Origin of the sequence: Bacillus sp. 2D03 (genome assembly GCF_003946765.1) — a bacterium.
GTDB classification, from domain to species: domain Bacteria; phylum Bacillota; class Bacilli; order Bacillales; family Bacillaceae_G; genus Bacillus_A; species Bacillus_A cereus.
Genome location: NZ_RPSJ01000003.1, coordinates 284575 through 302829 on the forward strand (window position 1 = coordinate 284575; position 18255 = coordinate 302829).

The window sequence follows — 18255 nt, forward strand, 5'->3', positions numbered from 1 at the left end:
CAATCGTATATGGAATTTATCATAACATGAAAAATGGTAAATTTAATAATCTTAATTAATAAAATTTCTTGCGCTAATTCTTACAAAATTATTAACTTTCCATATTTTAAAAGGTTTTCATTTTCTATTACCGAAAGTATAGTGCGGTAGATCAAAATTTATATTTGGAGGTTAGAAATATGTCTAAAATTGAAACACCTGTTATGACTTCTTTACAAACCACGGTTGAAAAAATGATGAAGGATTTAAATGTTCCTGGTGTTGCTGTCGCTGTTATAAAAGACGGTGAAGTTATTCTTTCAGAAGGTTTCGGCTATCGTAATATAGAAACAAAAGAGGCTGTTACACCGAATACTCGATTCGCAATCGGTTCCTCAACGAAAGCGTTTGGTACACTTTCATTAAGCTTGTTAGCACAGCAAAAAAAGTTTAATTGGGATGCTCCTGTCCCGTCTTATATACCTAACTTTACTTTATCTGAACTACTTGCTAGCTCACAAGTTACAGGACGGGATTTAGCTTCTCATCGAACTGGAGTGAGTCGTCATGAGGCTCTTTGGTACAGTTCTTCCTTATCTCGAAAAGATCTCGTTGAAAAAATAAAACATTTACCACTTGATGCACCGTTCCGGACTGCATTTCTATATAACAACTTAATGTATGCAACAATTAGCTACATTGTTGAAAACATTACAAATCAAACGTGGGAGCAATACACTACAGAACATATTTTAGAACCTTTAAATATGAGACATACAAACTTCTCTGTTAACGATTCACAAACTACAGATGATTACGCTTTACCTTACATTGAAAATGACGGTGAAATAAAAGCAGTTCCATTCCGTAACATCGATACAGTTGGCGCTGCTGGGTGTATTAATTCCACAATTGAAGATATGGCAAATTGGGTACTTCTCCACTTAAATGAAGGAAAATTTGGAGATCATGAATTAATCTCCTCTGAATTATTACAACAAATGTATACACCACACAATTCAATTCCAGACCAACCGGTTTTATCACTCCCTGAATCTCCATTAAATAGTTACGGTCTTGGTTGGTTTATTAGCGCTTATCGTGGTAAAAAAGTGATTCATCATGGCGGTAATATCGATGGATTTTCAGCGCTTGTTTCATTCATACCAACAGAAAACATAGGCCTTGTCATTTTAACGAATGCTGGAGGAACATTACTTCCTACTTATCTCGCTAATCAAATTTATGACGAACTACTTGAATTAGAATCCATTGATTGGCATAAACGTGCTGTAGAAGATACTAAAAAAATGAAGGAAATGATGAAAGAAGCAACTGAATCCCTCCCTGAACAAATTAAAGGGACTACACCTTCGCACAAGTTAGAGGATTATACTGGTACTTTTGAACATCCTGCATACGGAACATTACAAGTATACAAACGAGATGATTCGTTATATGTACAATTTATGGAAATGGATATTCAATTAGGGCATCATCATTACGACATCTTCTCCACAAAAGTTGACTTATTCCAAATGAAAATGAGCTTATTATTCGCTTATGAAATGAATGTAAGTGGTGAATTCCCATCCCTTCAGTTACATGTACCAGCTACATTAAGTACTCAGCCGCTTACATTTAAGAAAATTAAATAAGTATCTTGATGGTAAAAAATAAAGGTAGGTGCGAATCACACCTACCTTTTCTATTTCATATCAATCTTATCTGGTTGAAACCAAATTGGCTTCGATAACTCAAAGTTATTATGATCCTCTAAAACTATAGTAAGACGCTCTAACATATCATCTAACATATGCGGCGCTGCTCGTAATGTCCAGACAACTGAGGAGAAAACTGTCATGCCAACATACACCGTGTATAATTTCCAGAACTCCTCTGGTATTTTCCTATTAAAGTATCCTTCTATTTGTCCGATTGAATACGGAATACTAATATCCCTTGCAAACAGTGCAATTTTTACGAAATCATGAATTGGGTCGCCCCAGTCATAGCCATTAAAATCAACAACACCTACATATTTTCCATCCCGTACAATTATATTTTCTAAATGAAAATCATCGTGTTGAAATCGATTCGGGCGGCTCTTTAAATATATTTCATTTTCCTCTATAAACTTTATGATTTTATCATCATTTTTTATTTTTATTCCGCATGTTTTGTATACCTCTACATATTTACTATGTTTTTTCATAGCTCTTTCATACCATGGAAGTATATCCTTAGGAGCTTCAAATGTATGCATTTTTGCTAAATCTTTTCCTGCCTCTATACCAATATCATATTGTTCTTTTGGTGAATACGTAGGCAATAGCTTCTTCGCATCTTCCCCTTCTAAATATGAAAAAATACTATAGCATACACCTTCTTCTTCCAATATACCTATTTCAATTGGCCTTTGTGCCTGTACGTTACGTTTTACCATTTCATTTAAAATTTGAAACTCTATTTTCTTTCTTTCATACTCTTTTATATCGCCTGTCCGAAATAAATATTTTTCATTATTTGCATTCGTAATTATATATTTCTTATCTGGAGAGAAACCTTTAGAAATTTCTTCAATATTCGCTGCATCTTTTACTATTTGTATATTGCTTTGCCGTGCTGTAATTATCTTCATATCTATTCCCCTTACATTTCTGCATTTGGTGTATAGGCAACTTCTACAATAAATCCATTCGGATCGTAAAAATCAATCGTATAGTAACCTTCCGAATAATGATTCATTTCAATTGGACCACGTATTACCTTCACTTTCGTACTAGAAAGAAAATCTGCTACTTCATCAACTACTTCTCTATGAATAGCTTGATAACAAATATGTCTAGGCCCTAACGTCCTTACAATTTCCTCATCTACTTCTTTAAAGTATATTTCACTTTCTCCTGTGCTATATGCTACTTCATTTAACTTTCTCCACCCAATTATGGAAAACAACTTATTATAAAAAGAAATGGACTCCTCTAAATTTGCTACCCAAAATTCAATATGATGAATGCCTGCTCGCAGTGTATTCATATTAAGAATACGCTCCTTGTACTACTTGCACAATTTCCATCGGCTTATGAACCATGTAATCTAGTGCATCTTTTTTCACTGTTTCAATAACATCATATCCCCAAGATACCCAAATTACGTTCACTCCAGCCTTTTTACACGCTGCTACGTCTCGCTGTTCATCACCGACATATAACATATCTTTCTCTGTTATCTTTTTCGATTTTAAAAATCTTTTTATCATCTTGTCTTTACCGAACAAATTTTTAGAACAATACACTTCTTGTATATTTTCTATATCATTCTTTTGTAAAAACGCCCGAATATGCTCTTCTGAGTTCGATGATATGACTGCAATTCCGTAGCCTTTTTTATGTAGTTCATCTAATACTTCCTTCATCCCATAGAACAAAATAAGATCTTTTATAGCAGGTTGATACAATTTATAAAACTCCAGCGCTAATATCGGTAGTTTATACAGTGGTACATCGAGTTGTTTTACATCTCTCCGCCATCGTTAACTTGCGTAAATACTCAATTTCTTCTTCTCTTACCGTTTTATATCCGTGCTTTTCAGCAATTTGATTATAAATTGGTACAAATATATTTTGTGAATCTACTAATGTGCCATCAAAGTCAAAAACAATATATTTTTGCATTCCCATACTCCCTTTGCTTCTTTTTTCTAAACCTATGTTATTCAACAACATGGTTGTCTGTCCCTTCTATAAAAATAAAAAAGAACAAGATTTTCTCTTGTTCTTTTTAAGAAAGCCATTTCGGCGGTACATTCGTATTCCAATAAATATTTCCTAACTCATGATGTCCTGAGTATCCATCATCAAAACGATGATAATGGAAATTAAAATAATAACCATCTTGCGGTGGATGATCTCTTCTTACATGGAAACGCAATAAATCATTTCCTGATTTCGTATCGTAGACATGAAAAATCTTTTCATTATTCCCACCAGCTGGTTTTTGAGAAATCGCTAATGATTGTAGTGAATCTTCTGGTACATCACTAGCAAGCTCAGCAATTGCCTCTTCAATCTTTGGTAATATTACATCTTTAAATTCATCTTCAATTACTGGACCAATTTTAGTACCAAACTTTTGCATCGACTGCTTCTCTGCTTCTTGCATCGCATAAGTAATAAAAGTATCGGTGGTTAACCTGTCATTCGTTTCTTCATATGTATAGGACGTACTCTCCAAACTTTGTTGCCCAGCTGTGCTCGTAGGCTTGTCCGCAGCTTTGGCATTATCAAGCAATATGGAAGGAGGCGTCACTAAACCAAATGTAAATACGGTAATTAATGCGACTAAGGTTTTTCTAAACCAATTTGGCATTTATGTTCCCTCCCCTTTCACTCATTATTTTTTATATAACGGTGGTTTCTTCTATTATACAAAATGATTGTAATTTTTGCACTTTACAATTTTGTTAACGTTCACATATTTTTCACTTGAATATGAAATTGTAAGATTTCATACAATATTAATACCACGATATTGAGGAGGCACTTGAATGACTTTAGATGTCATGTATTCCGCCGCAAGCATACTCGTTTTAGTATATTTTATTTATCAATGTGTTACAGACTAGAAAAAGAGCCGTCAATGGCTCTTTTTTAATGGTAGAAATACAACCCATACAATTAATAAAATAAAAACAACGCTGCCTACCACAGCTGGCAATAAATAAAACTGTGAAAGTATAACTATTCCATATAAAAGTATTGCTGGTAGTAGTAAATAACGATCTGCCTTCCATCTTAACAATAGTAATTTCCCTTCATCACAATATAAACGAAGAAACATCTTATTCGTAAATTCATTCCAATAATCACGTGCATAGCGAGAAATTGCAACTACAGCAAATACGAGAACAATAGCTGCAATCCACCTTGGAGTCATAATTATACTTGCAGTACTGATACATACAATTTGAATATAAAATATTCGTGCAGTACTTGTACGGAAAAATTCTTTCAAAAAAGATTCGACAATACGAGAATCAGCTTTTTTCCCTAAAAGTCTTTTAGAGCGCGGAAACATCCACGGTTTTTTATTTGAACTACTCGGTTTAGCCGCATGACCACCAACTTGCATAATTCCGCTCGTCCAGCGCATGCTTTCCTCCTTTTCTTTCTCGATTTCTTTAAAAAAGAACTTTTTATAATTCATTTTCTCTTTTACTAATACACTACTTAAGAAAATTACTAGACCGATAAATAAAATTGAATACAACGGATTTTTATAAATAAAAAATAAACTAATTCCAAAAAAGGACACGCTCATAGAAAATACTACATTTTTTACAATCCATAAAACCCATCGTTTCCCCACATATACATGAACAAATCTCGTTAACAACGACAACATAAATCGAAATATAGTAAAGAATACCCAAAATAATAGGACTTGTATCTCTGTTACTTCGATACTTTTCATCAACACCGGTAACATAATAACGACTACTATTATATTCGTTATCGCTATTCGAACAAATGTGTACATCATGCCATACTGGACTAATTTTCGCATATGTGTTGCATACGAAATTAAAAATAAACTATCCGCTTGCTCAAAAAATGAACGAACTCCTCTTGGATATGTTACTAAATAAAATGCGAGTAATCCTAATCCGAAATAAATCGTCTCTTCCGTTGATAATTCATTTATCCATAGCGATCGATAATAGATTCCCATAAATATAAGTGCTGGAATAATAATATATAATGCGACTGTCCAATCTGTTACCGAACGTATAGACTTCCATTTCCGCTCAAGTTCATGGCGTAATCTCTTATAAAATTGTTGTTTAATCATGTTGTTCACGCCTTACAATTACATCAAAGCAGTCTAATAATGAACTACCCGGCATTTCCGCTAATATTTGAATAGATTCTAAATGTCCATCTGCGACTAATGTACCTTGTGAAATGAGTAAAAATCTTTCACAAATTTTTTCAGCAGTATCTAATACGTGCGTACAAAGTAAAATTCCTGCCCCGCGCTCTTTTTCTTTATATAAATAATTTAAAAACTCTTTCGTAGCTACTGGATCTAAACCGATAAAAGGTTCGTCAATGATATAAAAATCTGGCTCAGTTAAAAACGCCAATATTAGCATCGATTTTTGTTTCATGCCTTTTGAAAACTTTGATAAATACTCATGTTTATGCTTATTCATTCGAAAAGTATGTAATAATTGTTCCGCTCGTTCTTCCCAACTTCCCATTTCACTTCCACGAGCTGCCATTAATAATTCAATATGTTCCCAGAGCGTCAAGTAATCATAGTATGTTGGATGTTCTGGTACGTATGCATACGGATTTTTCTTTTCACCGAATGATATTTCACCGTCCATATTTACAAGTAATCCGAGTATCGTTTTAATCGTCGTACTCTTCCCAGCACCATTTGCTCCAATAAGAGCAACTAGTTCACCTTTTTCGATAGAAAAAGCTATATCATGAATTATTTTTTCACCTATTTCATATCCAGCTGAGCGGATATTTACTTTTAACATGCATTCCCCTTCTTTCCATTTCTAATACAATCAAGGAAAATAATAACATATAACTATCTATATATCATTATAAAATATTTATTTTCATAGCAGGAAAAAACATTTTTTAACAGAATATAAAATGTTTGATTACATTTTATTGGAGTTGATAATATGTCTTTTCAAATTCGTGAAGCAACGATAGATGATATAGACGCACTTTGTTCTTTAACGAAAGAATTAAAAGGTTCCTCTATTTCCTATGAAGATATGAACAACCGCCTACAATTCGTACAAATGAGTCCGTTTGATTTTTTATATGTTTACGAGGAAGAAGAAGCTATATTTGGATTACTTGGATTTCGTATACGTGAAAATTTAGAAGATGTAACACGTTATGGAGAGATTTCAATTATTAGCGTTGATTCTAACATACGACGGAAAGGCATTGGACAAGTGTTGATGGATTATGCCGAGCAATTAGCAAAGAAACATAATTGCATTGGCACATGGCTAGTTAGTGGAACAAAAAGAGTAGCAGCTCATCCTTTTTACAAAAAATTAGGTTATGAAGTAAATGGCTACCGATTTGTAAAATATTTTTAAACTACTTTATAAAGTGAAGGGACTATAACTATGACAAACATTAAAGCAATTTTCATTGATCGTGACGGTACAATTGGTGGTGACACTACAATACATTATCCGGGATCTTTTACATTATTTCCGTTTACAAAAGCAGCTTTGCAAAAACTAAAAGCTCAAAATATAAAAATTTTCTCTTTCACAAATCAACCTGGTATCGCAGACGGGATAGCAACTGTTACTGATTTCGCACAAGAATTAAAAGGTTTCGGCTTTGATGATATATACGTATGTCCTCACAAACACGGTGATGGTTGTGAATGTCGTAAACCAAGTACAGGTATGCTGCTACAAGCAGCTGAAAAACACGGGCTTGATTTAACAAAATGCGCTGTAATTGGTGATCGCTGGACCGATATCGTTGCAGGAGCAACAGTGCATGCGATAACGATATTGGTGCGCACAGGCGCTGGATACGATGCTTTACATACGTACCGAGACAAATGGGCACATATTGAACCAAACTACATTGCAGATAACTTTGAAGATGCAACGAACTGGGTTTTAAATCAACTATAATACAAATGAAAATTTTGATTCACCCGAAATAATTTAAAACATAGTTTAAATAGCCTTTTTGGCAAATAATTGTCTTCCACAAAACGGATCACCTCAAAAGGTAGCAAGTTCCCTTTTGATACGCAAACATTGCAATTCAAATTATATTTTTTATTAGTAACAGCAATTAACGTAAAGAAGGAATAGATTAGTGGCTATCCCTTCTTTATTGACTTCTATTATTTACATTTGTTATCTGTTTTTATTGAGTATTCTCATCGTTTTTATACTCCAAAATATCCCCTGGCTGACACTCCAAAGCTTTACATATCGCTTCTAATGTTGAAAAACGAACCGCTTTTGCTTTCCCATTTTTCAAAATAGAAAGATTCGCCATCGTAATTCCAACCTTCTCCGAAAGCTCCGTTACACTCATTTTTCGTTTTGCTAACATGACGTCAATATTAATAATGATTGTCATATCCACCACCTCAGACCGTCAAATCATTTTCTGATTTTATGTTAATTGCCTCTTGTAGAAGTCGTTGGAGGATAGCAGCAAAAACGGCGATAACGAGTGAAGCAAAAACGATAATGAGTCCCACTAACCCAATAGGGGGGTCCATTTTTTTCGCTATAAAATGAAAAAGTGGCAAACTTAATACATACAAACCACTGATTGTAATTGCACAGCGCTTTATATTCTTTAACGCCTTTACTGATAATTCCGAGAACGCTGTGTTCTCATCAATGTACTGTAAAAGATTGAAAGCCTGATAAAGAGCAACGTAAAAAGGCACAGCTGCTCCATACATCACAATGAAAACAAGATATTTTATCGGAGCAATGTTAGGATACAAATTCGCTGTGAAATCCGCCATTTCCGGCACTAAAAATATGCATAAAGCAAGTACTGAAATTCCAGCAAGAAAAATAATTACTTTTAAGAACGTTGTTGAACTTCGTTTAAGATTCATTTACAATACCTCACTTATTTAATGGCAACATAATTTTATCACAATATTTATTGTTTAACAATAAATAAATATCGTTTTATTTTTGTCATGTTTTTTAATTTAGGCAAAAATAAAAAAGAATTTCTCATTACAAAGAAATTCTTTTTCTTGAAAATGTCTCTTTCAACTTAATTTTTTAAAACGTTAATTCGTAATGGAAATAACGATTATCTCTCAAATAACCATTTTCAGCGTATAATCGTTGTGCTGATAAATTATCAATCTCTGTTTGCAGCTTTACACCTTTTGCTCCATTTTCTAATGCGTATTCTTTAGCAGCTTCTAATAATTTTTTACCTGTTCCGGCTCCACGCTTCGCCGCTTGTACAAATAAATCATTTAAAATCCATAATTCTTTCATTGAAATGGAAGAAAATGATGGATATAGTTGCGTGAACCCAATATATTCGCCGTCTTCAACTGCTACGAAAATAACGGACTCTTTTCTCTCAATTCGATTTCGTAAAAATACTTTTGCCCCTTCTAAATCAGAATCTTGTCTATAAAATATGCGATAGTTATTAAAAACTGATGCTAGTCCATCTAAATCTGCAATTGTTGCCTCATATATTCTCATTTTACTCCATTCCCCTTCCAATACTGTCTCATTATATCCGTTGCCCATTTAGGCTGGTGTATTTCTTCTGTCGGCATAAACCCTTTCATTATTGGTTTTATATCCAATATAGGAGTGCCATCAATAGCATCTAATCCCTCAACAATAATTGATTTACCTTCTCTTTTGATTACCTTGACAATTGTTACACCTATGCGATTCGGACGATTTTTCCCGCGCTGTGCAAAAATACCTACTTCAGGATAATCCTTATTATTTCTAGGATGTCTAGCAAAATACTGAATTTGCTCGTCAGTTACTTTATGAAAATAAAAAACAACTTCAATATGAGAAAAATCTTCAACCCCTTGTATACTCTCTTCTGCATACATTTCAGTTAAAGTTATACGAGATCTTACTTCTCCCCACTCATCATCTTTTATTTCCTTTCTTTCATTATGTACAAATGCGATTGGTTGAACTGAAAACATACGCATTCCCCCTTAAATGTAACCACTTACATTATAAAATATTTTCTGAATGTTTTCCAGATATACGAATAAAGTTTACATAATATAATTATACTCTATCTAGAGCTACCTTGACTGCTTCAATTGCATGTATATGAGTTGTATCAAATATCGGGACAGATACGTTTTCTTGCTTTATTAATAACCCTATTTCTGTACAACCTAATATGATTCCCTGTGCTCCTTTTTGCACTAACTCTTCGATGACTCTTTTATAATATTCTCTAGATTGAGATACTATTTTTCCTAAACATAATTCTGTATATATTACTTTATTTATTTCTTTTCTATTTTTTTCTGATGGTACTATTACTTTTATATTATTTTCTTCTATACGTGACTTATAGAAATCTTGCTCCATTGTATATTTAGTTCCAAGCAGACCAACCTTTTGAATGTCTTTTCTTTTAATTTCTTTTGCAGTTGCATCAGCAATATGTAAGACTGGAATATCAATTTTCGCCTTTATTTTTCCAACTACCTTATGCATTGTATTTGTACAAATGATTATAAAGTCTGCTCCTCCCTTTTGTAATGAATATGCCGCATTCCCTAGAATTTCTCCAGCACCATCCCAATCTCCGCTAGACTGACATCGTTCAATCTCTTCAAAATCCACACTATTAATCAAACATTTTGCTGAATGTAGCCCTCCTAATCTCTCTTTTATTTCTTCATTAATAATTCGATAATATTCAGAAGTTGATTCCCAACTCATACCACCTATAAGACCTATCGTTTTCATATAAACAAACACCTACCTAAACTTTTTTTATAAAACTAATAACAACATTTTATTATGTATATTATACACAATAAAACAAGACTTTAAGTTTGGAATATAAAGTCTTGTTTTAACGTAATAATATAGAATAATTGTACTTTCATTTCCAAGGAAATTTTTATAGAATATTCTGAAATTAATAATCTGATATTTTTATAAATTCTTTATACTTATAATTAAAACACTCTCGATACAACTCTTTGATTTCATCATATGATGGAACACGTGGGTTATTAGCTGGGCTACCACTTTCAATTGCATCTGATGCCATTTTAGAGATAGCATTTTCAAATTCAATTTCATCGATACCGTATTCTTTTAAATTTGGAATACGAAGATCATAGCAAAGCTTTTTTATTTCCCCAATCGTATAGTCTGCTACTTCCTCATCAGAATTCGAATACAAATCCTTATTTAAGTTACGTCCAATTTTTGCTAACCTTTTCACTGCACTTGTTTTTGTAAACTCTAACACTGTAGGTAATAGTATGGCATTTGATATTCCATGCGGTACATGAAATAATGCTCCCACTGGCCTTGACATTCCATGAACTAATGTAACTGATGCATTCGAAAATGCAATTCCAGCTTGTAAGGAAGCAATCATCATCGCTTCTCTTGCCTCCATATTATGTCCATCTTCATATGCTATACGTAAATATTTCATAATACTTTCAATAGCTGAAAGAGCAAGTACATCTGTAAGTGGTTGTGAAAATTTAGAAATATAAGCTTCAATCGCATGACATAACGCATCTATTCCTGTTGCTGCCGTAATTTGTGGTGGTAACGAACTTGTCAAAACTGGATCTATAATTGCTACTTTCGGTATAAAACTAGGATGCTTCATCATCATTTTTACATCTGTTTTTTTATTCGTAATTACTGCTACACTTGTAACTTCCGAACCAGTACCAGAAGTTGTTGGAATTGCAATAAGTGGTAGTGGATTGTTTTCTATTTCAATATCCTTTTGGACATAATCCTCAACTTCTCCACCATTTGTATATAAAACCGCTACCGCTTTCGCAGCATCAATACAACTTCCACCACCAATACCGATAATAAAATCGCACTTTTCCTCTTTACAAAGAGATAACGCTTCTAATACGTGTATATTTGTAGGCTCAGCATCCACTTTATTATATGTGCTAACAGTAATACCTTTCTTATTTAGTTGTTGCATACACTTTTCAACATATCCTAATTTCTCCATAATTGTATCAGTAACTATAAAAGCTTTTTTCCCTAACTTTTTTGATTGTTCTCCCAGTTTTTCAAGCGAATTTCTTCCATATAATACCGAATTTGGCATACGAAACTCAGAAACCTCTTGCAAGTCCCCCACCCCTTCTTATCCTAATTAATATTTTATAATATAAATTATCGATTTGATGAATCTTTACGATTCAAATTTTTTAATAGAGTCCTGTTAAAGTATAGAATGCGATAACTAAAAATACAGCAACCGTTTTCAAAATTGTAATAGCAAATATATCTTTATATGACTGTTTATGTGTTAATCCTGTTACTGTAAGAATAGTAATAATAGCCCCGTTATGTGGTAGTGTATCCATTCCTCCTGATGCCATTGATACGATACGGTGCATAACTTCTAATGGAATATCAAATTGATTGGCCGCTGCAATAAATTTATCTCCCATTGCGCTTAATACTATTCCCATTCCTCCTGATGCCGAGCCTGTAATTCCAGCTAAAATATTCGTCGTTACTGCACCATTCACTAACGGATTTGTGAAAGTAGCAGAGATGCCATCTCTCATAATTGCGAAGCCTGGAAGTGCTGCAATGACACCACCGAATCCAAACTCAGCTCCTGTATTCATCGTTGCAAGTAGCGCTCCACCAATACTTGTATTCAATCCAGCTTGGAAACCTGTTACTACTCGCTTCCAATATAATAATAACGTTGTTAAGATCCCTATAATAAGTGCCAATTCTACAGACCAAATTCCTACCACTGCACTTAATTCTACTTTTCCAAATGCTTTCATACCAATTGCAGAAAAATCAAAACCGCTTGGATACCACTTTGGTATCATAATAGTAAACACTTTATTCATTACACCTACTAAAATAAGTGGTATAAATGCAATAAGTTGTTGTGCTCTTGTGATTTCAATGTTATTAATTAATGGCATATTTTTTTGTTCTACTTGCAAAGATGCTGCCATTTCAGTATTTCCATCATTAAAACCAAAATATCCTTCACCTGCTGCTTTTGCCTTCTTACGTCTACTCTCTAAATATAGTAAACCTAATGTAAGAACAAAAATTGCTCCTACAATCCCAAGTATCGGTGCAGCATAAATATCCGTTTTAAAAAATGTTGTAGGTATTACATTTTGAATTTGTGGTGATCCAGGTAGCGCATCCATTGTAAACGTTACTGCTCCAAGAACAATCGTTCCAGGGATTAAACGCTTTGGAATATTAGCTTGTCGAAACAACTTAGCTGCGAACGGATAAACAGCAAACACTACTACATACACACTAACACCACTATACGTTAAAATAGCCCCCATTAATACAATCGCTAATATAGTACGTTTTTCACCAACTAACTCAATAATTGTTTTTGCGATAGAATCTGCAATTCCTGACATTTCCACTACTTTTCCAAATATTGCTCCTAATAAAAACACAGGAAAATATAATTTTATAAATCCAACCATTTTCTCCATAAAGATATTAGAAAAGAAAGGTAATACATAACTAGGTTCTGTCAAAAATACTGCAAATAATGCAAATATCGGCGCGAATAAAATAACAGAAAAACCTCTGTATGCTACGAACATAAGTAAACTTAGTGCTAATAATATAATAACTAACTCCAATTTTACCCCTCCATTAAACAGAATATTCTAAATTTTATTGATAAATTTCTACTAAACTTTTAATTCTGACATCCCTCCTCTTATTCATACAAATTTTTATGCTAAAAATGTCTAATTATAATTATTCGATTACATATGAAAAATCCCTTTAAACAGAAACGAATTCATCGTCATACGTTATAAAGGGATTGCTAGAATCTATATTTACTGCTGTATTAAATTTTTCTCTACACAAAAATGATACAGTTCTTCAACATCTTTCACTATGTAGGTCGCACTAACTTCAGTCAGTTCTTTTTCACAGCCATAGCCATATAAAACACCAATTGAAGCAATTCCATTCTGATTCGCACCTATTATATCGTGCTTTCTATCACCAATCATTATCATTTCTTCTTTATTTAGTTCTTCATGTGTTTGTAAAATATGAGCAATTATTTCTTCTTTTTTTATTCTCGTACCATCTAAATTACTTCCAATGATGTCTTCGAAATAATTCGTTAATTGAAAATGCTCTATAACTTGTTTCGCAAGTACAGTGGGCTTTGAAGTTGCTACGAATATGCGATTCCCTGAACTTTTTAATTGTTGCAAGAGCTTCAGAATCCCCTCGTATACATTATTTTCAAACAATCCACGCTGCTTTAAATACTCACGGAAGTAAAAAACAGCACGTTCAACCTCTCCTTCACTCATATTATATCTCTCTATGAATGATTGCTGAATAGGAGGACCTATAAATGAATCTAACTCACTTATATGTACTTCTTCAATTCCTACTTTTTTTAATGCATATAAAACCGAGTTTACAATCCCTTCTTTCGGATCCGTTAAAGTTCCATCTAAATCAAATAGAAATGTTTTATACATGCTTCATTCCTCCACTTAATTTGCTGTATAAATAAGTGCTAACATCTCTTCCACTTCTCCTTATTATACTATTATTATCTATTTTTTCGAAAAATCAATTTCCATATGTCACATACTTTCAGTTACAAAATACGATAGATATGATACAGTAAAAAAGTTACAATTATTTTAATAGAAACTGGTGAAACAAATGTCAATTACGTTAATTTTTATAATGGCTTTCACAATTGTGATCCACGCAGTTGAAACAAGCTCTTATAGTATTCGATTAGCTGGAGTACGTTTAAAGAAGATTGCGGTTGCCTTGTCTGTTGTAGGAATGGTGTTACTTATTTCAAGAACATCAAACTTACTACAAGCCTTTTTAATCGGTGGTATTGTCGATGAAGCAAAACTAGATTCTTCTATTAATTTAGAGCATATTATACGACTCGTACTATTATCGGCTTCTATCGGTACATTAATCGCGATCATTCTTTATCCAACTTTGACAAAATTATTTGGATATGTCATTCAAAACTTTGAAACAGACGGTTCTTTCATTCGAATGATGAAAACGAATAACATTCAAAAATTAAAGTACACAAAAAAATATGTCCGTTTTCCAAAGTTAGAAATGATTCATAGACTGCGTATCGGTGGTATTCCAAAGCGTATTATGCTTATTAACATGTTTGCTACTGCTATTTATACAGCAGGGGTACTTTCAGCCCTTTACGCTTCTTTTTTAAATCCAGATTATGCAACAAATGCAAGTACAGCTTCTGGCCTTGTAAATGGTTTCGCCACTATTTTATTAACTGTATTACTCGATCCACGCATTGCTCTTTTAACAGAACGTGCTCTACAATCAGAAAGCGGTGCTGAATCTATGAGTAAAATGTATGGTTGGCTAATGATTTCTAGACTTCTCGGCACATTATTAGCACAACTGCTATTTGTACCAGGTGCTTACTGGATTTTATGGATTATTGAACTGATGCATTAATTTACTAGAAAGGTGAATTTATCAATGAAGATCAAAACAGAGAAAGATATAATTCGCTTAATAGAAAACGACGAATGGATGATGAATGTATTACAAATGGCAAAATCACTAGAGCTACCTGATTGGTGGATTTGTGCCGGATTTGTTCGTTCTAAAATTTGGGATACTTTACATGACTATGAAGCGAAAACGGCTATGCCTGATGTTGATGTGATTTATTATGATAGTCTACATCAAGATGAGATATACGAACAATCATTAGAAACGAAATTAATGAATATTGATGCTACTATCCCTTGGTCTGTAAAAAATCAAGATCGTATGCATGTAGTGAATAATATGCCACCATATTCTTCTTCTGTTAATGCTATTTCTAAATTCCCTGAAACAGCAACGGCTTTAGGAGTTACACTTGATGAACTAAACAACGTTATCTTAACAGCCCCATGTGGTATTGAAGATGTCCTTTCCTTACAAGTGAAACCAACAGCTCATTTTCTTGAATCGAAAGAACGATTACATATGTACAAAAACAGAGTTATAAAAAAGAATTGGCAAAGTAAGTGGCCTAACATCACAATCACATATCCAGAAATTTAGAAAGGGTGCCTCTCATTTATAGAAGCACCCTTTTCTTCATTTCAAAAAATGTATGACTGTTTCTGCAAATCTATCCGCTTCCTCATAATGAGGTGAATGACCGCTCTCTTCAAATACGATATACTTGCCGTTTCGGGCATCTTTATTAAATGTTTTAATTTGTTCTTCACACGTTACTACATCATGTTTTCCTACAATTAATAACATTGGATTTTGTACTTCTTTTATTTTATATAATAATGACGTATGACATGAGCCCTCTAATTTTAATCTATCAAAATGAATTTGAGAGCGATTTGAAAATTTTTCCCACTCTTCATCACTGTATAAACTCTCATCTGTCCTATCTTCCTTATTATTGTAAATCTCCATTCTTTTTTCTTCTAATTCATTGCTTAGTCTTATATAAGCTTCTAACAACTCTTTTGAACTAGCATTGCTAGATGAATAAGCAAGAGACTCTTCTGCTACTTCTTCTTTTCCATACTTTTTTAATAAATGCCCTGTCTTTTTTAACAAAGCCCTACTTGTTAATGCAAAATCAAAAGTTGGTCCTTCAAATATTATTTTCTCTATTGAACTTGGATATATCGACGCATAAAGCAATGCTACATATCCACCGAAAGAGTGTCCAATTATAGACCACTTCTCAATTTGTAATACTTTTTTTAATTCCTCACAGTCTTCAATCAAATCATTTAATCCAAAAGCTTCGTCTTCAGTAATTTCTTCTGAGCGACAAACACCTCTTTGATCTATCATAATTACATATAGAGAATCTTTTAAACGTTCCGCTTGATGAAATGAAAAATCATAACAACTTTCTCCTGGTCCACCATGCAAGTATAAGACTGGCTTATTTTTAGGATTTCCATGTGTTTCAACGTATAGCTTTTTCCCTCTAATATTCATATATTTCCCTGCTTCTATCAAATTTTCCTTTATGATCATCGCCCCCTTTTTTTACTGAATATTATAACATTTAATATTAAATAATCCCTATTACATTTAAGAAGACGATAATTATTGCAAGTGGTGCTACAAATCGAAGTAAAAATACCCAACAAGTAAATACTTTCTTTCCATAATTTCCACCTACAAAAAACTCTGCTTCTAGTACCTTCTTCTCCATTTTGAATGAAACGAAAATACTAATAAATAGTGCTCCAAGTGGCATTAATATATTACTAGATAAAAAGTCTACTGCATCAAAAATATTCTTTCCAAAAATCGTAATTTCACTCCATACTCCAAATGATAACGCAGATGGTATACCTACTAAGAAAATGCAGAAGCCGATCATCCATGATAATTTCGTTCTTCTTTCTTGTTCACCATTTGCTAATGCTGAAACAACAGTTTCTAGTAGAGAAAATGCTGATGTTAATGTCGCAAATGTAAATAGTGCAAGAAATACTGTTAAGAAAAATCCACCGAATGGGATTTGACTAAATACAGATGGTAATACGATAAATAGTAATCCAGGTCCTTCTGTTGGCTCCATTCCTAATGAAAATACGGCTGGAAAAATAGCAAGACCTGCAAATAATGAAACAAATAAATTTAATCCAACAATTGTTATTGCTGATTTTGGTAAACTTTCTTTTTTATTTAAATAGGAACTATACGTAACCATAATTGAAATCCCGATACTAATTGCAAAGAATGATTGCCCCATTGCGAACAAAATACTTTCCGAAGTAATCTTTGAGAAATCTGGTTGTAAGAAAAACTTCACACCTTTCATTGCATCATCAAGTGTTAACGAACGAATAATAAGAGCGACAAATAAAACGAACAATGCTGGTAACATATATTTACTTGCTTTTTCAATTCCGTTTTGTACACCCTTTGATACAACCCATATCGTAATGAACATAAAAGCGAAATGTCCCATAATAGCCCAAGCAGGATTCCCAATTGTTTCAGTAAATAATGTACCGTAATTTTGTCCTGGAGTAATCAGTTGTCCAGTTATTCCTCTGAATAAATAAATTAATACCCATCCACCTACAACACTATAAAACGAAAGTAGTATAAAACACGTTCCAACGCCAAGGCGTCCAATCCAATGCCATCCTGTATTTGGTGCGATGCTTTTAAATGCTCCAACTGCTTGTTTCTGCGTACTGCGTCCAATCATAAATTCAGCTATAAGTAGCGGTAGTCCAATTAAAACAGTAAATAATATAAATATTAAAAAGAACGCTCCTCCCCCACTCTTCCCAGCGATATAAGGGAACTTCCATATCGCACCAAGTCCAATTGCTGATCCGGCTGCCGCCATTATAAAACCTAATTTCGAAGTCCATTGCTCCGTCTGTTTCATCTCATTTTCCTCCTAATTAAATCTTTTTATACAAATAAATAAATTTTATAAACCTATTCAAATAAAC

Annotated in this window: 20 protein-coding genes and 1 pseudogene; 5 read left to right on the top strand and 16 right to left on the bottom strand. The window is 33.3% G+C overall.

The window, feature by feature from the left end:
• Positions 1–179: 179 nt before the first annotated feature.
• On the top strand, positions 180–1637 hold the full coding sequence (locus EBQ15_RS09685) for a serine hydrolase (protein ID WP_000034348.1): 1458 nt from the start codon (positions 180–182) through the stop codon (positions 1635–1637).
• A gap of 50 nt (positions 1638–1687) precedes the next feature.
• Here EBQ15_RS09685 and EBQ15_RS09690 read toward each other — a convergent pair whose 3' ends face one another.
• The 6 genes and pseudogenes from EBQ15_RS09690 to EBQ15_RS09715 all read right to left on the bottom strand — a co-directional run bounded on the left by EBQ15_RS09690 (position 1688) and on the right by EBQ15_RS09715 (position 6535).
• Positions 1688–2620 (bottom strand): aminoglycoside phosphotransferase family protein, encoded by a 933-nt coding sequence (locus EBQ15_RS09690; protein ID WP_000692078.1) that lies wholly within the window; start codon positions 2618–2620, stop codon positions 1688–1690.
• Between the two features lie 11 nt (positions 2621–2631).
• On the bottom strand, positions 2632–3018 hold the full coding sequence (locus EBQ15_RS09695; RefSeq protein ID WP_001094668.1) for a VOC family protein: 387 nt from the start codon (positions 3016–3018) through the stop codon (positions 2632–2634).
• A 1-nt stretch (position 3019) separates the two neighbouring features.
• Positions 3020–3656 (bottom strand): annotated as a pseudogene (locus EBQ15_RS09700) (HAD family hydrolase).
• A gap of 106 nt (positions 3657–3762) precedes the next feature.
• The gene (locus tag EBQ15_RS09705; protein ID WP_001134421.1) at positions 3763–4350 is read right to left on the bottom strand and encodes a YpjP family protein; all 588 of its coding nucleotides are present in this window, start codon (positions 4348–4350) and stop codon (positions 3763–3765) included.
• 267 nt (positions 4351–4617) lie between these two features.
• Positions 4618–5832, bottom strand: coding sequence for an ABC transporter permease (locus EBQ15_RS09710; protein ID WP_000595446.1), 1215 nt, complete (start codon positions 5830–5832; stop codon positions 4618–4620).
• Positions 5825–6535: an ABC transporter ATP-binding protein gene (locus EBQ15_RS09715; RefSeq protein ID WP_000921904.1), complete on the bottom strand. Its 711-nt coding sequence runs from the start codon at positions 6533–6535 to the stop codon at positions 5825–5827. The genes EBQ15_RS09710 and EBQ15_RS09715 overlap by 8 nt, the downstream gene beginning before the upstream one ends.
• Positions 6536–6688: 153 nt before the next feature.
• Here EBQ15_RS09715 and EBQ15_RS09720 point away from each other — a divergent pair, with 153 nt between their 5' ends.
• Together EBQ15_RS09720 and EBQ15_RS09725 are read left to right on the top strand one after the other, a co-directional pair.
• Complete coding sequence (locus EBQ15_RS09720) at positions 6689–7120, top strand: GNAT family N-acetyltransferase (protein ID WP_000009774.1); 432 nt, start codon at positions 6689–6691, stop codon at positions 7118–7120.
• 30 nt (positions 7121–7150) lie between these two features.
• Positions 7151–7678 carry an HAD-IIIA family hydrolase gene (locus EBQ15_RS09725; RefSeq protein ID WP_000181778.1) on the top strand — a complete coding sequence of 176 codons (528 nt, stop codon included), beginning with the start codon at positions 7151–7153 and terminating at the stop codon, positions 7676–7678.
• 241 nt (positions 7679–7919) lie between these two features.
• Here the strand turns inward: EBQ15_RS09725 and EBQ15_RS09730 are convergent, their stop codons facing one another.
• The 8 genes from EBQ15_RS09730 to EBQ15_RS09765 all read right to left on the bottom strand — a co-directional run bounded on the left by EBQ15_RS09730 (position 7920) and on the right by EBQ15_RS09765 (position 14271).
• Entirely contained in the window at positions 7920–8138 is a 219-nt protein-coding gene (locus tag EBQ15_RS09730; RefSeq protein ID WP_000152534.1) for a helix-turn-helix domain-containing protein, read from the bottom strand.
• Positions 8139–8148: 10 nt separating this feature from the next.
• Entirely contained in the window at positions 8149–8634 is a 486-nt protein-coding gene (locus EBQ15_RS09735) for a DUF2975 domain-containing protein (RefSeq protein WP_001050148.1), read from the bottom strand.
• A 175-nt stretch (positions 8635–8809) separates the two neighbouring features.
• Positions 8810–9250 carry a GNAT family N-acetyltransferase gene (locus EBQ15_RS09740; RefSeq protein ID WP_001223853.1) on the bottom strand — a complete coding sequence of 147 codons (441 nt, stop codon included), beginning with the start codon at positions 9248–9250 and terminating at the stop codon, positions 8810–8812.
• Positions 9247–9720, bottom strand: a complete 474-nt coding sequence (locus tag EBQ15_RS09745) for an SAM-dependent methyltransferase (protein ID WP_000493256.1) — start codon at positions 9718–9720, stop codon at positions 9247–9249. Before EBQ15_RS09745 ends, EBQ15_RS09740 begins: the two co-directional genes overlap by 4 nt.
• Before the next feature lie 88 nt (positions 9721–9808).
• Positions 9809–10504 (bottom strand): aspartate/glutamate racemase family protein, encoded by a 696-nt coding sequence (locus EBQ15_RS09750; protein ID WP_000848571.1) that lies wholly within the window; start codon positions 10502–10504, stop codon positions 9809–9811.
• Between the two features lie 175 nt (positions 10505–10679).
• Complete coding sequence (locus tag EBQ15_RS09755; RefSeq protein WP_001158677.1) at positions 10680–11882, bottom strand: iron-containing alcohol dehydrogenase; 1203 nt, start codon at positions 11880–11882, stop codon at positions 10680–10682.
• Positions 11883–11961: 79 nt separating this feature from the next.
• A complete protein-coding gene (locus EBQ15_RS09760; protein WP_000424327.1) occupies positions 11962–13401 on the bottom strand; it encodes a GntP family permease in 1440 nt (479 codons plus the stop codon).
• A 204-nt stretch (positions 13402–13605) separates the two neighbouring features.
• Positions 13606–14271, bottom strand: coding sequence for an HAD family hydrolase (locus tag EBQ15_RS09765; RefSeq protein WP_000278483.1), 666 nt, complete (start codon positions 14269–14271; stop codon positions 13606–13608).
• A 190-nt stretch (positions 14272–14461) separates the two neighbouring features.
• Here EBQ15_RS09765 and EBQ15_RS09770 point away from each other — a divergent pair, with 190 nt between their 5' ends.
• Entirely contained in the window at positions 14462–15259 is a 798-nt protein-coding gene (locus EBQ15_RS09770; RefSeq protein WP_000028915.1) for a lipid II flippase Amj family protein, read from the top strand.
• 24 nt (positions 15260–15283) lie between these two features.
• On the top strand, positions 15284–15859 hold the full coding sequence (locus EBQ15_RS09775; protein ID WP_000695360.1) for a nucleotidyltransferase family protein: 576 nt from the start codon (positions 15284–15286) through the stop codon (positions 15857–15859).
• Positions 15860–15895: 36 nt separating this feature from the next.
• Here EBQ15_RS09775 and EBQ15_RS09780 read toward each other — a convergent pair whose 3' ends face one another.
• Both EBQ15_RS09780 and EBQ15_RS09785 read right to left on the bottom strand, forming a co-directional pair.
• Positions 15896–16771, bottom strand: coding sequence for an alpha/beta fold hydrolase (locus tag EBQ15_RS09780; RefSeq protein ID WP_016117725.1), 876 nt, complete (start codon positions 16769–16771; stop codon positions 15896–15898).
• Between the two features lie 76 nt (positions 16772–16847).
• Complete coding sequence (locus EBQ15_RS09785; protein ID WP_000814541.1) at positions 16848–18188, bottom strand: sodium-dependent transporter; 1341 nt, start codon at positions 18186–18188, stop codon at positions 16848–16850.
• Between the last annotated feature and the right edge of the window lie 67 nt (positions 18189–18255).